Below are 1,135 nucleotides of genomic sequence, written 5' to 3'. Positions count from 1 at the left end.
CGCCACCGGCCAGGCCGACATCCGACCCTACCGCATTACTGAACCCGTCATCCCCGACAGCATCGACATCCATCGCATCCAGGAAGCCTAGTGGCGCGTCCGCCCACACAGAAGCGACGACATCCTGCCCAACAGCGGCAGCGGCAGCATCAAAAGCCAGTTGGCCGGCGCTGTGCTGGGTGGAGGTCGACGCGTACGGCTGGGTGGAGGTCGACGCGTATGGCTGATCGGATGCTGACTCGGTGCGGAGCGGCGGCGGGACACTGCCCTGCACGTCGCCGGGCAGAGCCGGCCCCGACAGTGGCGGGGCCAGCATGTCCGGCCCGGAGCCGTCGTGGACGGGGTACTGGCTGGCGCCAGAGGCCCAGACGCCGTCGTCAAGGCTGGGTTGGGGTATATCGGTGGTCTGCATGAGGGCATCAGGGCGGTCCGGTGGATACATGACCGACCCGGCACCGATCGTCGCCGGCATCCCCTCAGCCGTTGGCAACCAATTTCCCCGCAAGCCGCCACCGGCCAGGCCAACATCCGGCCCTATCTCATCGTTGAACCCGTAATCCCCGACGGCATCGACATGTACTGTGCCCAAGGAGTCCAGTGGTGCGTTCGCCTGCCCAGGAGCGTCGACATCCTGCCCGACAGCAGCGGCAGCGGCAGCGGAACTAACAGAAGCCTCAGCCCCGCCAGACTCAACCTGCACATTCCACGAACCAACAAGACGCCAACCATGCCCGCCGAATACTATCGCCCACGAATCATTCGGCGATACTTTGCTTTTCCTTAATTCATCCCGTACGGCTTTGATAGCCACATGGGTCGAGTAGCCCTTGTGCACATTCTCGATCTCGGCGCGCGTCACGATTTCGTCGGCCGTGCCGCGCTTGTCGATAAAAAGTCGAAGTAGTGAGGCGGCCTTGTCCCCCAATTCGCGCACCTCTTCGCCATCGCGTTTTAGTTTACGCCCGTCAAGAGACCATTGCGCCTGCGCAGGAGCGACGACACCCTGCCCGGCAGCGGCAGCGGCAGCGGCAGCGGCAGCGGCAGCGGCAGCGGAACTGACAGAAGCCTCGGCCCCGCCAGACTCAACCTGCACATTCCACAAACCAACAAGACGCCAACCCGCTCCATCCCAGCT

The 1,135-nt window shown here is 64.1% G+C and carries 1 protein-coding gene; it reads right to left on the bottom strand.

The annotated features are described in order from the left end of the window. On the bottom strand, positions 1-1,135 hold a 1,135-nt coding region (locus tag ACLQ24_RS29760), incomplete at both ends, for a hypothetical protein (RefSeq protein WP_425895058.1).

Source organism: Micromonospora sp. DT4 (assembly GCF_049841675.1).
Lineage (GTDB): Bacteria > Actinomycetota > Actinomycetes > Mycobacteriales > Micromonosporaceae > Micromonospora.
Note: the sequence above shows the minus strand (reverse complement) of the source record. Positions and strands in the feature narration are given on the sequence as shown.